The sequence below is a fragment of the Nonomuraea africana genome (assembly GCF_014873535.1).
Taxonomy (GTDB): Bacteria; Actinomycetota; Actinomycetes; order Streptosporangiales; family Streptosporangiaceae; genus Nonomuraea; species Nonomuraea africana.
This window is the reverse complement of sequence record NZ_JADBEF010000001.1, coordinates 217,324-233,178: the sequence shown is the minus strand read 5'-3', so window position 1 is coordinate 233,178 and position 15,855 is coordinate 217,324. Positions and strand designations below refer to the sequence as shown.

15 protein-coding genes and 1 pseudogene are annotated in these 15,855 nt (G+C 68.0%); 15 read left to right on the top strand and 1 reads right to left on the bottom strand.

Features of this window, described 5'->3' with window-relative positions; genetic code table 11:
- Positions 1-50 precede the first annotated feature (50 nt).
- The 9 genes from H4W81_RS01030 to H4W81_RS00990 all read left to right on the top strand — a co-directional run bounded on the left by H4W81_RS01030 (position 51) and on the right by H4W81_RS00990 (position 7,795).
- A complete protein-coding gene (locus tag H4W81_RS01030) occupies positions 51-389 on the top strand; it encodes a YciI family protein (protein WP_192773057.1) in 339 nt (112 codons plus the stop codon).
- Positions 389-1,549, top strand: coding sequence for an RNA polymerase sigma factor (locus H4W81_RS01025; RefSeq protein ID WP_192773056.1), 1,161 nt, complete (start codon positions 389-391; stop codon positions 1,547-1,549). Before H4W81_RS01030 ends, H4W81_RS01025 begins: the two co-directional genes overlap by 1 nt.
- 79 nt (positions 1,550-1,628) lie before the next feature.
- Positions 1,629-2,102, top strand: a complete 474-nt coding sequence (locus H4W81_RS01020; protein ID WP_192773055.1) for a YybH family protein — start codon at positions 1,629-1,631, stop codon at positions 2,100-2,102.
- The gene (locus tag H4W81_RS01015) at positions 2,099-2,470 is read left to right on the top strand and encodes a DoxX family protein (protein ID WP_192773054.1); all 372 of its coding nucleotides are present in this window, start codon (positions 2,099-2,101) and stop codon (positions 2,468-2,470) included. Before H4W81_RS01020 ends, H4W81_RS01015 begins: the two co-directional genes overlap by 4 nt.
- 145 nt (positions 2,471-2,615) lie before the next feature.
- Complete coding sequence (locus H4W81_RS01010; protein ID WP_192773053.1) at positions 2,616-3,956, top strand: FAD-binding oxidoreductase; 1,341 nt, start codon at positions 2,616-2,618, stop codon at positions 3,954-3,956.
- A gap of 151 nt (positions 3,957-4,107) precedes the next feature.
- Positions 4,108-4,956, top strand: a complete 849-nt coding sequence (locus H4W81_RS01005; RefSeq protein WP_192773052.1) for an SDR family NAD(P)-dependent oxidoreductase — start codon at positions 4,108-4,110, stop codon at positions 4,954-4,956.
- Positions 4,957-5,134: 178 nt separating this feature from the next.
- Complete coding sequence (locus H4W81_RS01000; RefSeq protein WP_225958382.1) at positions 5,135-6,178, top strand: GDSL-type esterase/lipase family protein; 1,044 nt, start codon at positions 5,135-5,137, stop codon at positions 6,176-6,178.
- Between the two features lie 262 nt (positions 6,179-6,440).
- Complete coding sequence (locus H4W81_RS00995; RefSeq protein ID WP_318781445.1) at positions 6,441-6,845, top strand: tyrosine-type recombinase/integrase; 405 nt, start codon at positions 6,441-6,443, stop codon at positions 6,843-6,845.
- A gap of 212 nt (positions 6,846-7,057) precedes the next feature.
- On the top strand, positions 7,058-7,795 hold the full coding sequence (locus tag H4W81_RS00990) for a sigma factor-like helix-turn-helix DNA-binding protein (RefSeq protein WP_318781444.1): 738 nt from the start codon (positions 7,058-7,060) through the stop codon (positions 7,793-7,795).
- A 4-nt stretch (positions 7,796-7,799) separates the two neighbouring features.
- On the opposite strand, the gene H4W81_RS00985 is transcribed toward H4W81_RS00990, so the two are convergent.
- Positions 7,800-8,336 (bottom strand): MerR family transcriptional regulator, encoded by a 537-nt coding sequence (locus H4W81_RS00985; protein ID WP_225958381.1) that lies wholly within the window; start codon positions 8,334-8,336, stop codon positions 7,800-7,802.
- Between H4W81_RS00985 and H4W81_RS00980 the strand changes: the two genes are divergently transcribed.
- The 6 genes and pseudogenes from H4W81_RS00980 (at position 8,335) to H4W81_RS00950 (ending at position 15,818) form a co-directional block, all read left to right on the top strand.
- Positions 8,335-9,030: a methyltransferase domain-containing protein gene (locus H4W81_RS00980; protein ID WP_192773050.1), complete on the top strand. Its 696-nt coding sequence runs from the start codon at positions 8,335-8,337 to the stop codon at positions 9,028-9,030. The genes H4W81_RS00985 and H4W81_RS00980 overlap by 2 nt on opposite strands.
- A gap of 280 nt (positions 9,031-9,310) precedes the next feature.
- On the top strand, positions 9,311-10,612 hold the full coding sequence (locus H4W81_RS00975) for an MFS transporter (RefSeq protein ID WP_225958380.1): 1,302 nt from the start codon (positions 9,311-9,313) through the stop codon (positions 10,610-10,612).
- 329 nt (positions 10,613-10,941) lie between these two features.
- Positions 10,942-11,487 carry a GNAT family N-acetyltransferase gene (locus H4W81_RS00970; RefSeq protein ID WP_192773049.1) on the top strand — a complete coding sequence of 182 codons (546 nt, stop codon included), beginning with the start codon at positions 10,942-10,944 and terminating at the stop codon, positions 11,485-11,487.
- 96 nt (positions 11,488-11,583) lie between these two features.
- Positions 11,584-12,984 (top strand): annotated as a pseudogene (locus H4W81_RS46525) (transposase); the annotation flags it as partial.
- 632 nt (positions 12,985-13,616) lie between these two features.
- The gene (locus H4W81_RS00955; protein ID WP_318782485.1) at positions 13,617-14,378 is read left to right on the top strand and encodes an AAA family ATPase; all 762 of its coding nucleotides are present in this window, start codon (positions 13,617-13,619) and stop codon (positions 14,376-14,378) included.
- Between the two features lie 594 nt (positions 14,379-14,972).
- Positions 14,973-15,818, top strand: coding sequence for a universal stress protein (locus tag H4W81_RS00950; RefSeq protein WP_192773048.1), 846 nt, complete (start codon positions 14,973-14,975; stop codon positions 15,816-15,818).
- Positions 15,819-15,855 lie beyond the last annotated feature (37 nt).

Genomic DNA, 15,855 nt, shown 5'->3' with positions numbered 1-15,855 from the left:
CGTATGCCCGCTCGTCGCGCACGTGCAGACCCATAACCCCGGAGGTCGCGATGCAGTACGCCCTCTTGATCTACACTCAGCAGGGCTTTCACGAGGCGTTGTCCGATGTGGAGCGCGAGGAGGCCTACGCGGAGTATTTCGCGCTGGCCGACGATGCTCGCTACAGCGCCGGCGCGCAACTGCAGCCCGTCGAGACGGCGACCACTGTACGGGTCGTCGACGGCCGGAGGCTGACGACCGACGGCCCCTTCGCCGACACCAAGGAGGTCCTCGGCGGCCTCTGCCTGATCGAGGCGGCCGACCTGCAGGAGGCGCTCGACCTGGCGGCCCGCATCCCGGCTGTCCGGCTCGGTGCCGTAGTCGAGGTCAGGCCGCTGGTGCAGCGCTGATGCCGCTCGACGCGGTTTTCCGGGACGAATGGGGCAAGGTGCTGGCCTCGCTGGTCAGCTATCTCGGGGATTTCGACAAGGCCGAGGAAGCCGCGCAGGAGGCGTTCGCGATCGCGGCGGAGCGCTGGCCCGTATCGGGCATGCCGCCCAACCCGGGCGCGTGGCTGGTGACCACGGCTCGCAACCGGGCGATCGACCGGATCCGCCGCGAGCGAACCCTGGCGGAGAAGATTCCCCTGCTGCCCGTGCCGGAGGCCGTCATGGACGAGCTCGACGAAAGCGTGATCAAGGACGAACGGCTCGAGCTGATCTACATGTGTTGCCATCCCGCGCTGCCGCTGGAAGGACAGGTGGCACTCACCCTGCGCGCCCTTGGCGGCCTGCAGATCGCCGAGATCGCCAGGGCGTTCCTGGTCTCCGAGGAGACCATGAAACGCCGCTTGTCCCGAGCCAAGAGCAAAATCAAGGCAGCCGGGATGCCGTTCGCGGTACCCGATGCCCGCCAGCTTCCCGAGCGCCTCGACGCGGTGCTGACCGTCATCTACCTGATCTACAACGAGGGCTACAGCGGCCGCGTCGATCTCGGTGCCGAGGCCATCCGCCTGGGCCGATTGCTCATCAGGCTCCTGCCGGACGAACCCGAGGCGCACGGGCTGCTCGCGCTGATGATGATCCACCACGCCCGGCGGCGGGCCCGGTTCTCCGGCGAAGATCTCGTGCTGCTCGACGATCAGGACCGCTCGCTCTGGGACATGCGCCAGATCGAAGACGGACGGGCGGTGCTCGATCAGGCGCTCGTGCTCGGCGGGCGCGGCGCCTACGTCGTCCAGGCCGTGATCGCATCCCTGCAGACCCACGAGCGAATCAACTGGCGACAGATCGCCGAGATGTACCGGCGTCTGGTGGAACTCACTGGTTCGCCGGTGGTCGAGCTCAACCGCGCGGCGGCGCTCGCCCAGGCCGGCGACCCTGCCGCCGCGCTGCGCGCTGTCGACACCCTTGACCTGCACGACTACCTCTACTTCCACTCCACCCGCGCCGAGCTGCTGCGGCGGCTCGGCCGAACGGACGAGGCCAGAGCGGCGTACGGCAAGGCGCTGGAACTGGCTACCTCGACGCCCGAGCGGCGATTCCTGAACCAGCGGCTCGAAAATCTCTGATCCGGGTTGTCCCCCCGCAGGGTCCTCGTTCGTCGCCTGGATGTAAGCGACGAACTTCCACCATCAAGGAGGGGTAGCGATGCCAACGCAGCGCGAGATGGATGAGGCCGAGATCCGCGGGCAGATCGACAAGATCATCGAAAGCCTCCGCGCCAGGGATCTCGAGGGATTGAAGCTGGTTTACGCCACCGACATCGTGTCCTTCGACATCGATTCGCAGCTCCAGGATGTGGGGCTTGAGGCGAAGCTCAAGAATTGGGCGAAGGTGTTCTCTCTTTTCGAGAGCGTGAACTACGAGATCCGCGACCTGACACTCACCGTGGGCGATGAGGTGGCCTTCGGGCATGCCTTCGGCCGGCTCAGCGGCACGCTGAAGGGCGGACCGGTCACGAGCGGCATGTGGGTGAGGGTCTCCTACGGCTTCCGGAAGATCGACGGCAGCTGGTGGATCACGCACGACCAGGTCTCGGTGCCGCTCGACGTCCAGAGCGGCAAGGGCATGACCGACCTCGAGCCGGACCGCCAGGCGACCACGGGAGACCACCTGCGATGAACGTCTTCCTGTGGGTTCTCCAGATCCTGCTGGCCGTCATGTTCGCCATGTCCGGCTTGGAGAAGGCTTCCCAGCCCTGGGACAAGCTGACCAGGAAATACCCGTGGATGGGGCATTATCCCCAGGCGGTGGTGCGGTTGATCGCCGTGCCGGAACTGCTCGGCGCGCTCGGCCTGATCGTACCCGCCGCCACCGGGATCGCACCGATCCTGACGCCGATCGCCGCGACAGGACTGGCGATCCTGACGGCACTTGCGGCGACCATGCACATCCGCCGCAAGGAGACCTCCGGCCTCACGGTCACGGCTGTCTTGTTCGTGCTGGCGGCGTTCGTCGCCTGGGCCCGATTCGGCCCCTACGCCTGGTAGAGCCACGCTCCTGCCTCAGGAACTGCTCAGAGCTCACCGCCCCGGTGTCCGGCATGGCCTGCGCCGACGCCGTCAGCAACCCGTGCGCTTCTTTGAACCCGGCATCTTCGCCGGCAGGACCAACTGATCCTGTGAAGGGAACATCATGAGTTCAGCGTTTGAATCCCCTCGCCGTGACTTCCGCGGGGACATCATCGAACCGGGCTCGGCCGGCTACGAATCGGCCAGCCGTTCGATGCTGGTTTCTGGTAGTCCAGCCTATGTCCTGCGGCCCGCGAGCGTCGCGGACGTGCAGGCCGGTGTCAGGTTCGCCGTCAGCACGGGGCTGGTGCTGTCCGTGCGAGGCGGCGGCCATGGCTTCGCGGGCTTCGGCACCAACGACGGCGGCGTCGTACTCGACCTCGGCGAGCTCGCGAGCGTGGAGATCATCGACAAGGAACGTCACCTGGTGCGGATCGGCGGCGGCGCCACCTGGGGTCAGGTCGCCGACGCGCTGGCTCCGCATGGCCTGGCGATCTCGGCGGGCGATACCAGGACCGTCGGTGTCGGCGGGCTGACGTTGACCGGCGGCATCGGGTGGAAGGTCAGGAAGTATGGCCTGGCCCTGGACAACGTGGTCGCCGCGGAGGTGGTCACCGCCAACGGCGAGTTGCTGCGGGCAAGCGCGGCCGAGAACCCGGAGCTGTTCTGGGCGCTTCGCGGCGGGGGCGGCAATTTCGGGATCGTGACCGCCTTCGAGTTCGTCGCGCACCCGACGACGGACGTCTTCTTCGGCACGATCACCTTCCCCGCCTCGGAGGCGGCCACCGTGCTCCAGGGCTGGGCGGATTACCTGCGCTCCGCGCCCGAAGAGCTCACCTCCATCGTGGACCTCGCCAATCCCTTCGCTGGCGGATCCGATGCACCCGTCGAGATCCAGGTCGCCTTCGACGGCGATGACCCTGAGCTCGCCGCCCGGGTCCTCGATCCGATCCGTCGGCTCGGTACGGTGGTCGGCGACGATGTCGTGTTCAAGCCGTACGCGGACGTGCTCGTGGACTTCGCGCCGCCGCCGCCCGGCATCCAGTTGGTCACCAGAAGCGCGTTCGTCGACACCGCATCGGTGCCCGGGGTTCTCCGGATCCTTTCCGAGGTCGGGGCATCGGCGTCCGCGCCGAAGATCTCCGTCCGCAGTGTGGGCGGCGCGGTGTCGAGGCTTCCCGACGACGCCACCGCCTACGCGCACCGCCAGGCGGAGCTGATGTTCGTGACCACCACCGTGGGCCCGCCGCCGGCCATCGAGACTGCTCGTCCGGCCCTGGAAGCGATCTGGGTCAGACTCGCGCCTCATGTCAGCGGTGCCTACGCCAACTTCCTCGCCTCCGCTACCGAGGAGGACGTCGCCGCGATCTATCCGCCGCGCACGTACCAGCGGCTGGCGGCGGTCAAGCGTCAATACGATCCCGGCAACCTGTTCTCCAGGAACCACAACATCCGCCCGCTGTAAGCCTTCGACGGACGCCGAAATCGTCTGCCGCGCCTCGGCCCGATGGGCTCGAAAGTCTCTGATTCGGGTTGTCCCCCGGGCGGGCGCTCGTTCGTGGCCTGGAGGTAAGCGGCGAATCTCCACCCCGACTACCGAAGAATGGAACGACATCATGAGCAAGGTCTGGTTCGTTACTGGTTCGTCCCGCGGCTTGGGCCGCAACTTCGTCGAGGCCGCCCTGTCGCGCGGCGACAAGGTGGCCGCCACCGCCCGCAACCCCCAGCATCTTGACGAGCTCGTCGCCGCCTACGGCGACGCGGTGCTTCCGCTCGCGCTGGACGTGACCGACAAGGCCGCCGTCTTCGACCGGGTGAAGCGGGCCAAGGAACACTTCGGTCGTCTCGACGTCATCGTGAACAACGCGGCCTATGGCCTGTTCGGCGCTGTGGAAGAGCTGACCGAGCAGCAACTGCGCGACCAGATGGAGACCAACCTGATCGGCCCGCTCTGGGTCGTCCAGGCTGCCCTGCCCCATCTGCGCCAGCAGGGCGGCGGGCACATCATTCAGATCTCCTCGCTCGCCGGCCTCACCGTGTTCCCGCTCGGCGGCGGATACGCCGCTTCCAAGTGGGCTCTGGAAGGCCTGAGTGAAACCCTTGCCCAAGAAGTCGCCGCGTTCGGTATCAAAGTGACCCTGGTCGAGCCCGGCTCCTACGCCACCGCAGGTTACGCCACCGAAGCCGCCGGCGGCGTGAACGCCGAGCCCAACCCGCTGTATGACGAGCTGCGAGCGAGCTTCGCCGAGTTCGCCCCGACACTCGATCTCGGCGACCCGGCCGCTGCGGGCCAGGCCATCCTCAAGATCGCTGACGCGGACAACCCGCCCCTGCGCGTGTTCTTCGGCATCCTGGGCAACCAGGTGGTCCCCCAGGTCTACGCCGACCGGCTCAAGACCTGGGCCGACTGGCAGGATCTGTCAGCGCAGGCACACGGACACACCTCCGCGGCCCCGGTCGCCTGAACCGGCGACGGCCTGCCGGAGAGGCGCCGGTCGCGCCACCCCCTCCGACCAAGACAACGGCCCGCCCGGCGTACGCCTCGGCCGGGTGGGGCCCGGGGAGCAAGCTCCTGCCCCGGGCGTGTGTGCTCCCATGTCTGGAGTGACTTCGGGCACCGCAGCGTCACGAAAGAAGAATCTCATGAGAGTCAAACCCTTCCTGATCGCTCTCCTGGCCGCGCTGCCCCTGGCCACCGCACCGTTGCCCGCCACCGCGGATGGCGGCAGGTGGGGCGGCGGGTGGGCGACAGCCGTCCAGCAGCCCACCGCCACCTGGTTTCCCAACTGGTCGCAGCAGGGCTTCGACAACCACTCCGTCCGCCAAGTGATCAGAACCTCGGTCGGCGGCACACACCTGCGTATCCGGTTGTCGAACGCCTACGGCACGACTCCACTCCGGCTCACCGGAGCCAGCATCGCCAAGCCCAAGACCGGCGCGGCGGTGCGTCCGGGAACGGTCCGGCCGCTGACCTTCGCCCGCTCGGCTTCGGTGACCGTGCCCGCGGGCGGACAGGCGGTGAGCGACGCCGTCCGGCTCCCGGTTCGCGCGCTGGAGCAGCTCACGGTGACGCTGTACTTCCGGGGAACCACCGGCCCGGCCACCTTCCACAGCATCGCCATGGCCACCACCTACCGCGCCAAGGGCGACCATCTGCGCGACGCCGACGCCGGCTCCTTCACCGAGACCAGCCTGTCGCGCTACTACCTGTCCGGGCTCGACGTCTCCGGCAGGAAGAACACGGTCGTCACCTTCGGCGACTCCATCACCGACGGATACGGCGCTACCAACGACGCCGACGACCGCTACCCCGACCGGCTCGCTGAACGCCTGGCCGCATCGGGGGTGCCTGTGCTGAACGCCGGAATCGGCGGCAACCGGGTGCTCAACGACTCCGCATGCTTCGGTGAGAAGGCCACCGCCCGCTTCCAGCGCGACGCGCTCGCCCAGCCAGGCGTGCGCACTGTGATCGTCCTGGAGGGCATCAACGACATCATGTTCCCGAAGAACACCGCCGCCTGCGCCATACCGAACCCGCAGGTGAGCGCGGAAGAGCTGATAGCCGGGCACCGCGCTCTGATCCACGCCGCCCGATCACGCGGGGTGCGGATGATCGGCGGAACCTTGCCTCCGTTCAAGGGAATTCGACCGGGCCCTGGCCAACCCCGATCCTGGCCACGCTGGTGAACTCCTGCCCGCCTACGACAGCGGTGACCGCCTGCACCCGAGCCCGGCCGGCTATCAGGCCATGGCCGACGCCGTCGACCTGTTCGCCTTGACTGGTTACCGTTAGATGATCACGCACCGTTCAACGTCGAGAGGAAACGCGACAGAGGACGTGATCGAAATTTGGCTGAAGTCGGCCAAATGGCCGTCCGCCCTCGTCATGGCTGAGCGGCTCGAATAGACGCACCTGAGCAGCGAACCACGACGACGTCCCGCTCTCGGCGTGCAAGGGCAAGGTCATCGTCCGCTCCAGCAAGGGCGAGACCTCCCGCGAGATCCGCTCCTGGACGGCACCGCCCGGACCTCCATCACCGAGTGGCGCACCGACCGCGCCGCCTGGCCCGGTGCCGACACCCCGGCGCTGTTCCTCAACCGCCGCGGCGGGCGTCTGTCGACCCGGGCGGTCGACCAGCTCATGGACGAACTCGCCACCGACGCCGACATCCTCAACGACGCGGGCACCCTCGCCCTGTCCGCCCACATTCTGCGGCACACCTTGGCGACCAACCTCCTGCGCGCGGGCGTCGATATCGTCGTCGTCGCCGAACTCCTCGGCCACGCCCGGTACACCTTGCCCACCCACGCCGACCTCGAAGACGCCGTCAGCCACCTCCCCACCGATCAGTAGGGCACCGCTGACCTGGGCGGACTCAATCGCGTGTACCTGGTTGCACGAGTCTTACCGACACGTCTGCCGTGAGTTCAGCCAGACTGAAGCACATTCATCGGGAACACACGTGAGTTCGGTTGGTGAGAACTGAAAACGCGGGGAGTTCACCGGGATCCCGGAGTCATGATCCAGACGGATCACCGCTGGGGTGTCTGATCGAGTTCGTCGGCGTGCGGGAGGAGCGCGCGTACCTGGTGCGGATCGTCACCCGGCAGGCGCTGGACCGGCTGCGTGCGCTCGGTCGGCGCAAGGAGTCCTACGTCGGGCCATGGTTGCCCGAGCCGTTGCTGACCGCGCCTGACGTCGCCGAGGACGTCGAGCTCGCCGAAAGCGTCTCGATGGCGATGCTGCTGGTGCTGGAGACGCTTCAGCCGATCGAGCGGGCGGTGTTCGTGCTGCGCGAGATGTTCTCGCTGGACTACGACGAGATCGCCGACGTCGTCGACAAGAGCCCGGCCGCGGGCCGCCAGCTCGCCTACCGGGCGCGGGCCCACGTCGCCGCGCGCCGGCCACGCGGCACCGCCTCCGCGGCCGAGACCCGAGCCGCACTCCAGGCCTTCCAGCGAGCGGTCGAAACCGGCGAGTTGCAGAGCCTGCTCGACGTCCTCGCACCCGACGTCGTCTACCTGAGCGACGGCGGGGGAGTCAAGCATGCCCTGCTGCGGCCCGTTGTGGGGGTCGACAAGGTGGCTCGCCTGCTGGCCACCGGCTGGTGGAAGCGTGACGGGAAAAGGTCGGTCGAGCTGGTTCAGATCAACGGCGGCCCTGGGCTGCTCGTGCGAATCGACGGGGAGATCGACGGAGTGGTGGCGGTACGCGTGGAGAACGGCTACGTCACCGGCACGTACCACGTGCGTAATCCCGAGAAGCTGTCGCGCGTGGATCGGGAGACCGCCATGACCCGCTGAGCGGTCAGGAAGCGGGCGGTGGTGCGCTGCCGTCGTGGAACGGGTTCTCGGGCAGCCCGGCTTGAACGATGCCGTGGAGGATCGCGTCGGCCAGTGCCTCGGCCTCATCATTGGCCTCTGCCAGTACCGTCCCCGCGAGGTGGGCCCGGTAGTTCGGGCACGTCGTGATGTCCTCGTGCGAGCAGTTCATTCCGGCTTCGAGGAGATCGAGTGCTGAGCGAAGGGCCGCCATCCTGGCCTGCAGCGCGCGCTGGTTGTGGCGCAGCACGTCCTTGCGGGCGGCTGGGTCGCGCGCGGCGAGGAACTCCCGGATGTCCGGCAGCGGCAGGCCGGCCTGCTTCGCTATCACGATCGACGCCACCCGGAACAGGTCGTCGCGGGTGTAGCGGCGGCGGTCGCCAGCGACGCGGTCGGGGGAGAGCAGGCCCACCGACTCCCAGTGCCGCAGTACGTGTGTCGGCAGGCCGAAGTGGTCGGCCACCTGGCCGATTGTCATCGAGTTTGACTTCATGCCGACATTAAGTACCACCATGGCGGGCATGTCCAATCTGCTTGCTGTCCTCGATGCCGTCGACGCGCAGCCTATGTCCGTCGAGCTGCGCGCACGTTCCTACGAGTTGCTCGGCGACCTCACCGGCCGAACCCTGGTCGACGTCGGCTGCGGCGGTGGCCGCGCGGTCGCGGAGCTGGCCGAGCGCGGGGCCCGCGCGGTCGGCGTCGACCTCGACCCCGAGATGATCGCCGTGGCCCGGGAGCGCTGGCCGGCCGGCGAGTTCCACGTCGGCGATGCCTGCGAGCTGCCGTTGGAGTCCGGGTCGGTTGCCGGCTACCGCGCGGACAAGGTGTTGCACACGCTCTCCGACCCGGCGCGAGCCGTGGCCGAGGCCCGCCGGGTGCTCGCGCCAGGCGGGCGGGCCGTGCTGCTCGGCCAGGACTGGGACACGTTCGTCATCGACTCGGACGAGCCGGAGACCACCCGCCGGCTGGTCCACGCGAAGGCGGACTCGCTCCCGTCGCCGCGCATCGCCCGCAGGTACCGCAACCTGCTGCTCGACGCCGGGTTCACCGACCCGGTCGTCGAGGTGCGCACCAGTGTGTTCACCGATGACACCGCGCTCGCCCTGCTGCACCGGATCACCGACGAGGAGGGCTGGCTTGCCGAGCAGGCCGAACGCGCCCGCACGAACCGGATCTTCGTCGCGGTGCCGATGTTCGTCGTCGCCGCGCAGGGATAGCGATCTGCTGTCTCCGCCGCGGATGAGGGCGCGAAGGACGCGTCCGTTTGCCCACCATCCATCTGAGCTTCTCCAACAACAGAAGATCACGCTTACGGGCGCGGTGCTGCGCGGTACGGCGTGCAGCCGACCGACCGCTATGACGACGATTATGAAAGGAACAACATGATGCACAAACGTCAAGATCCGGTGCGTGACGCGGATAAGCCGCGCGAGCGGCGGGAGCCCGCGGACCCCCCGCCGCTGGAAGGCGCTGGCGGTGATATGCACGGCGCAGCTCATGTTGATGCTGGACCTCACCGTGATCAACGTCGCCCTGCCTGACCTCGGCGCCGACCTGGGTCTGAGCCGTGGGGCCTTCACCTGGGTGGTCAGCGTCTACGTGCTGTTCCTCGGCGGGCTGCTGCTGCTCGGCGGCCGGCTCGCCGACGTCTTCGGCGCGCGTTCTATGATCCTGACCGGTCTGGTGGTCTTCATCCTCGCCTCGCTGGCCAGTGGCTTGGCGCAAGACGAGGCCCTGCTGATCGGTGGCCGCCTCTGTCAGGGCGTCGGGGCCGCGGTGCTGTCCCCGGCCGCGTTGCGGGCCCTCACCGGCATCTTCCACAGCACCGAACGCAACAAGGCGCTGGGCGTGTGGTCCTCCCTCTGGGGCATCGGCTTCGCCGTCGGGGTGTTCGCTGGTGGGCTGCTTACCAGCGGCCCTGGCTGGCGCTGGGTCTTTTTCATCAACATTCCGATCGGCGTCGTCGCTCTGGTCGCCATCCGGGCCCTGGTGCCGGAGCGCCGGACAGAGGACGCCAACCGGCGCATCGACGTGCTGGGCGCGGTGATCGTCACCGCCGCCACCGGTTCGTTCATCTACGGCATGATCAACGCCGGTGACCATGGCTGGGCGGATCCCGGCACGCTGGTGTCCATCGCTGCCGCCGTCGTCTTGTACGTGGTGTTCACGGTCGTCGAACGCAAAGTGCAGAATCCCCTGATGCGCCCGGACATGCTGGTGCGTCGTCCGGTCGCGACCGGCGCCTTTCTCATGCTCATCGCGGCCGGCGTGACCGTCGCGGACCTGTTCATCACTTCGCAGTATCTGCAGCACCTTCGCGGTTACAGCGCGCTGGAGACCGGCCTGTTCTTCCTGCCCACGGCCCTGTCCACCATGGTCGGTGCCATCGTGGGCGGTCGCCTGGTCGGCACCATCGGCACCCGCCCCGTCGGCGTCGCCGGCCTGGCCCTGGTCGCCATCGGCAACGGGCTGCTCATCGGCTTGTCGGCCAAACGGCAACGTCTACGCCCAAGCCCTTCCCGGCGCCGTTTTGTTCGCGCTGGGTGGCGCCCCGGTGTTCGTCGCCGCGACCACTGCTGCCCTCGGCCGAGTCACTCAGAACGAGGCCGGGTTGGTATTGGGTATGGTCAACCGGTTCCGCCATCTTTGTCGCGGTGGGCTCCACTGTTGCCGCTTCGGGTCTCACCAGCACACCCTCGATCGAGGGGTTCACCAACGTCTACACCATGTTCACCGTCGTCGCCGCCGTGGCCGCGGCGGTCTCGCTGGTCCTTGCACCGTCCGGAAAGCCACAGATGACCGGCGTCCCGGACGCCCGCTGACACGGCCGGGTCTCGCCGGCCATCAGGGGGCAGGCGGGGCCAAACCACGCCGCCGCCCTTTTCAGGACCTACCGCTCCGTTTCCAAGTGGCGCACTTCTTCCCGCAGTTCCTCGACTTCTCCCAGCCCAGCTAATCGCACCAAGGCGGAAAACGCCACGTCCCGCAAGACCGCCACTCCTGAACCGTCGCCCCGCACCGCTGACCCTCCCCGAAAACCGCGGTCCAGCCGACTCCGACAGATACCTAACCCCGGTAAAGTCCCCCTAGATTTGTGCGCCTCTGTCGCAATATCCAAAGGAACATACATGCCCGACACCAGCCCGCCGACGCGGCGATCACTTGAACTGCGGGGGCTCGGCCTCCGGTTACGTGAGTGGACGGACGAGGACCTACCGGTCATGGTTGAGCTTTTCGACGATCCGGAGATGGATCGTTGGACGCCACTCCGCTCCCCCTTCGACCTGGCCGCCGCCACGGCGTACTTGGCCAAAGCCCAACAGGTCAGGGCGGAGAATTGTGGCATCAACCTGGCCATCACCGTCCAGGAAGATCGGCCACGAGGAGAGGTCCTTCTCCGCGACACGGGAACCCCCGGTGAAGCAGAGATCGCGTACGGGATCGGCTCCCAGTACAGACGGCAGGGGCTGGCCAAGCGAGCTGTTGAGCTGATGACTCTTCACGCTTTCCAGGACCTGAGCATGACCCGGATCCTTCTCCGCATCGAGCCCGCGAATGAAGGCAGCCAGGCGGTCGCCGCCTCCGCGGGATTCCACCTGACGAACGACGCCCCCGTCGTCCGGGAGCGAAAAGAAGGCCCCTTCAAGCTGCTGACCTGGGAGCGCACCAGTTGAACGGCAGCGCTGTGCCACGTCCGCGAGACCGGAACGACCGACGATGATCGCCACCGTCCTCGTCGCTTGACTGGCGCCCGAGCCCCGGGTCCCGCAATGCCGGGAATCGGCTCGGCAGCGTCACCGCTTTCGCGGGTTGTCGCAACCGCGGCACCCGCGGGTGTGGTGGCGGTCATCGTGGGGACGGACGATAACGGGGTGAGCACCGCGAGCGAACACCACGCACAAGCCAGGCCGGGCAGCGGGAGCCCCGGCAGCGCGTCCGGTCACGCAGCCGGGCGCGCCCTGGCCATGAGCCGGTACGAGATGCTCGCGCCGCACCTGCACGAGGGAGTACCGCTGGCGCAGCTGGCCGCCGCCCAGGACGACGGCGGCGTCTCCTACCGGACGCTGCAGCGGTGGCTGGCCGACTACCGGAAAGGCGGTCTGGACGCCTTGATGCGGCCGGGCCGCCGCGACAAGGGGCTGCGCCGGTTTCCCGACGAGCTCGTGGCGTTCATCGAAGGGCTGGCCCTGCGCACGCCTCGCCCCAGCGCGGCCGTCATCCACCGGCAGGCCGAAAGCATCGCCAAGGCGCGCCGCTGGCCGTTGCCCGCCTACCGGACCGTGGCCCGCATCGTCGCCGACCTGGACCCCGCGCTGGTCACCCTCGGCCTTGAGGGCACCAAGAAATACCGGGAAACCTACGACCTGGTCTACCGGCGCGAAGCCAAGGCTCCGAACGAGATCTGGCAGGCCGACCACACCGAACTGGACATCTGGGTGCTCGACGACAAGGGCCGAGCGGCCCGGCCGTGGCTGACCGCTATCGAGGACGACCACTCCCGCGCCATCGCCGGATACGCCGTCAACCTGGAAGCACCCTCGGCGTTGACCACTGCGCTGGCCTTCCGGCACGCGATCTGGCGCAAAGTCGAACCGGACTGGCACGTGTGCGGCATCCCGTCGGTGTTCCACCTCGACCACGGCTCCGACTTCACATCGGCGCATCTGGAACAGGTCATGGCAGACCTGAGGGTCCGGCCCGTCTTCTCACTCAAGGGCCAGCCGCACGGCCACGGGAAAATCGAGCGACTGATCGAGACGATCAACCAGATGTGCCTGGCCCACCTGCCCGGCTACGCGCCCCGGGGCACCCCCGACCGCGCCAGCCAGGCCACGCTGACCCTGACCGAGCTGGACGCCGCGGTCGGCCGGTTCATCCACGAGGTCTACAACCTGCGCACCCACAGCGAGACCAAGACACCCCCGCAGGCCCGCTGGGAGGCCGGCGGGTTCATCCCGCGCATGCCCGACTCGCTCGAACAACTCGACCTGCTGCTGCTCACCGTCGCCAAACCCCGCGTCATCCACACCGACGGGATCCACTTCCTGAACCTGCGCTACCTCGACCCCGTCCTGGCCTTCTACATCCGGGAGCAGGCCACCATCCGCTACGACCCCCGCGACATCACCGAGATCCGCGTCTACCTGCGCCTCCCCGACGGCGTCGAGGAATTCCTGTGCCGGGCGATCTGCCCTGAACTCTCGGGCGCCACCATCAGTCTCAAAGAGATCACCGCCGCCCGCAACGCTCGCCGCAAGCAGCTACGCGGCCACCTGACCAGCCGCGACGCCGTCGTCGACGACTGCTGGCCGCCCACAGCGAACCCCTGCCCGCCTCCCTGGCCAGCGCCGACCTGGCCAACTGGGCAACCCTCACCCGACCCGACGGTGATGGTGATGGTGACGGCGCTCTCACCACCCAGGACAGTCCCGGCCTCAGCACCGAGCCAGCGACGGGCACGGACACCGCCACTACCCACAGCGACGGCCCGCGACTCAAACGCTACTGGAATGAGTGAGCCATCCGAGCCCCGGATAGAGGTGAAAGCAGACGACACCCCCGAGCCAGCAACTCCCTCCGACGCCCCGAGCGATGACACTCGCGATCCCGCGAGTGGCCCAACCGCCGAGGCTCGCCCCGACGATCGCGACAGTCCCAACCGTCTTGACGGCCGCCCCGACCTTGTCGACCGGCCCGCACCTCCCGGACCTGGCTCTTCGCCCGGCCAGCCGGCGGGCGGCAACGGGCACCGGCCTGTCACCATCCCCATCGTGATCACCAAGGAGCACCGGCTCTTCATCGAATTCGCCGACGCGTACGGCGCGAGCGCTACGTCGGCCTCTGCTTCGGCGCCCCGGGTGCGGGCAAGACACAGTCGGCCCGCTACTACTCCCAATGGGACCAGCTCGCCGGCCACCTCGACGGCACCCGCCCCGTCGGCGTCGCCGGCGAGGCCTCCGCCGGGCAGATCCTGGCCGCCCGCACCGTCATGTACACCCCCAAGGTCCACAACACCCCGCACAACCTCGACAAAGAGATCTCGTTCCTGTGCGATCGGCTCGGCTGGAACGTCGAACTCATGCTCAACCCCGGCCGCGGCATCGATGAACACGGCAGGCTCAACACCAGCACCCACGCCGAACTTCTCATCGTGGACGAAGCTGACAGACTGAAAGTCGGCGCCCTGGAACAGCTGCGCGACCACCACGACCGCACCGGCATCGGACTCATCCTGATCGGCATGCCCGGCATCGAAAAGCGCCTGGCCCGCTACCCCCAGCTCTACTCCCGTGTCGGGTTCGTTCACCACTACAAGCCGATGTCTGCCGATGAACAAGCCTTCGTCCTGGCCAGATCCTGGCCCCACCTCAGCCTCGGCGACGCCGATGACTACGCCACCACCGAAGCTCTCGCCGCCATCACTCGCATCACCAGCGGCAACTTCCGCCTCACCGTCCGCCTCGTCGGCCAGATCGAACGCGTCCTGAAAATCAACAACATGTCCACCGTCACCAAAGAAGTCGTCGAAGCCGCCCGCAAGAACCTCGTCATCGGCTCGATGTGACCACCCCACACCAAGCACACCCACCCAGAAGTCGCTCACCACCCCACCACATCACGCAAAAGGCCGTTGCCCGGCCCGAGGACTCGGGGGCCGGGCAACGGCCTTCATATGGCCCACCAATCCATCAACCAGCATCTGAACCACCACGACAAAAGTGCGGCAAAAACAGCGACATTAATCGTGGCACGTCACAGAACATACGTGGATCGACCCGAAGCCGGCTCCCTTCCACGCCTCCCCCACCGCGAGCCGTTCTTCGCGCGCTGACGCCGCCGGTGGGCACGCAGGATCGCGATCGTTTCGGCATCCAGGGCGATGATGCGCATGGAGGCGTCCGTCTTGGGCCTGCCCTCGTCGGGTCTACGGCGGGCAGAGGCGGCAACCAGCCACTTCTGCTCCATCACGGTGCGGCGTGAGGCGGGCCGTCGGAGTCGGCGAGGCGGGCAGGGCCTGGCGGGGGCGTGGTCGTCGAAGGTCTGGCCCCGGCCAGCCGCACGTCCCTCCTCAGCCGCGGCCTCACGCGGGCCATTCAGGACCTGTGAACCTGGGATATCGCGCCCAGGGGAGGTCAAATGGGGATGAAGGGGGGTCACCATGTCTGGACTGATCGTTGTAGGTACCGACGGCTCGACGAGCGCCACCGCCGCGGTGGCGTGGGCCGCCGATGACGCCTTCAGGATGCGTGCGCCGCTGCGTATCGTTACGGCGGTCCATCGCCAGCCGGATGACGCTTCGAGGTTCGCTGCCCCCGACTTGCACGATGCCTTGGCCAAGGCCGGGGGCGAATTCCTGGCGGAGGCCGAGGCTACCGTGCGTTCCCGGCAACCGGACGTCGAGGTCACCACCCAGCTCATCGAAGGCAACCCCGTGGCGGTGTTGCGCGAGCAGGCCAACGACGCCACCGAGATCGTCCTCGGCAGCAGAGGGCTCGGCGGGCACGCCGGCGCGGTGCTCGGTTCGGTACCCCTCCACGTGGCCGGGCACGCGCACTGCCCGGTCGTGGTGGTGCGCCCAGAACAGAATGTCCCGCACCGGGAGATCGTGGTGGGCATCGAGGACTCCGAAGCCGACGACGCCGCACTCGGCTACGGGTTCGAGCAGGGCAGGCTGCGCGGTAGCCGACTGCGCGCGGTCCACGCCTGGCAACTGCCGGTTCATGCCTCCGGAATCTCCTACGACATGAACGAGGTCCGCGCCTCCAGGACCCAGGTCGCGGCGGACCGGCTCGCCCCGTGGCGCAAGCGGTACCCGGAGGTGCCCAACGTGGAGGATGTGCGCTGCGCCGACCCAGTCGAGGCTCTCGCCGACGCCTCCATGCATTGCGACCTGATCGTGGTCGGCTCGCACGGACGCGGTGCCATCCTTTCGATGCTGCTCGGCTCGGTCAGCCGCGGCGTTCTGCACAACGCTCGCTGCGCTGTGGCGGTAGTCCGTACGTAAGGCGGAGAGAGGCGTCAACCAGCCTCTTGCGCCGCTC

Excerpts from the sequence above, each read along its gene's own strand:
- H4W81_RS00950 (WP_192773048.1), top strand. The coding sequence starts at position 14,973 with ATGTCTGGACTGATCGTTGTAGGTACCGACGGCTCGACGAGCGCCACC.
- H4W81_RS00970 (WP_192773049.1), top strand. The coding sequence starts at position 10,942 with ATGCCCGACACCAGCCCGCCGACGCGGCGATCACTTGAACTGCGGGGG.
- H4W81_RS01015 (WP_192773054.1), top strand. The coding sequence starts at position 2,099 with ATGAACGTCTTCCTGTGGGTTCTCCAGATCCTGCTGGCCGTCATGTTC.
- H4W81_RS00975 (WP_225958380.1), top strand. The coding sequence starts at position 9,311 with ATGTTGATGCTGGACCTCACCGTGATCAACGTCGCCCTGCCTGACCTC.
- H4W81_RS01010 (WP_192773053.1), top strand. The coding sequence starts at position 2,616 with ATGAGTTCAGCGTTTGAATCCCCTCGCCGTGACTTCCGCGGGGACATC.
- H4W81_RS01005 (WP_192773052.1), top strand. The coding sequence starts at position 4,108 with ATGAGCAAGGTCTGGTTCGTTACTGGTTCGTCCCGCGGCTTGGGCCGC.
- H4W81_RS01030 (WP_192773057.1), top strand. The coding sequence starts at position 51 with ATGCAGTACGCCCTCTTGATCTACACTCAGCAGGGCTTTCACGAGGCG.
- H4W81_RS01025 (WP_192773056.1), top strand. The coding sequence starts at position 389 with ATGCCGCTCGACGCGGTTTTCCGGGACGAATGGGGCAAGGTGCTGGCC.
- H4W81_RS00980 (WP_192773050.1), top strand. The coding sequence starts at position 8,335 with ATGTCCAATCTGCTTGCTGTCCTCGATGCCGTCGACGCGCAGCCTATG.
- H4W81_RS01020 (WP_192773055.1), top strand. The coding sequence starts at position 1,629 with ATGCCAACGCAGCGCGAGATGGATGAGGCCGAGATCCGCGGGCAGATC.
- H4W81_RS00985 (WP_225958381.1), bottom strand. The coding sequence starts at position 8,336 with ATGCCCGCCATGGTGGTACTTAATGTCGGCATGAAGTCAAACTCGATG.
- H4W81_RS01000 (WP_225958382.1), top strand. The coding sequence starts at position 5,135 with ATGAGAGTCAAACCCTTCCTGATCGCTCTCCTGGCCGCGCTGCCCCTG.